This window comes from Vibrio sp. 10N.222.49.C9, from assembly GCF_041474985.1.
GTDB classification, from domain to species: domain Bacteria; phylum Pseudomonadota; class Gammaproteobacteria; order Enterobacterales; family Vibrionaceae; genus Vibrio; species Vibrio crassostreae_C.
In genome coordinates this window covers 1-275 of the sequence record NZ_JBFRVD010000502.1, presented here as the reverse complement: position 1 = coordinate 275, position 275 = coordinate 1, and the positions used below count along the sequence as shown (strand labels likewise).

Sequence of the window (275 nt, the reverse complement as noted above, 5' to 3'; positions counted from 1 at the left end):
TAGTTGAATCTGCGAAGAAAGCGAAATCACTAGAAAAAGAGATTCAGTACCTGAAAGACAAAATGGTAGCGGCAGAAAGTGCCAATATCATGGGTAAGGTACAGGAAATCAACGGTACTAAAGTGCTTATTGCTGCACTTGAAGGCGCGGACAACAAGAACCTTCGCAACATGGTCGATGATACGAAAAACCGTATTGGTACTGGCGTCATTTTGTTCGCGAATATTGCCAACGACAAAGTCGGCTTGGTTGCGGGCGTAACGAAAGACCTCACT

The 275-nt window shown here is 44.7% G+C and carries 1 protein-coding gene; it reads left to right on the top strand.

The window, feature by feature from the left end; all coding sequences use genetic code 11:
- The coding region (locus AB4585_RS24190) for a DHHA1 domain-containing protein (RefSeq protein WP_372171297.1) at positions 1 to 275 on the top strand (275 nt) is incomplete at both ends.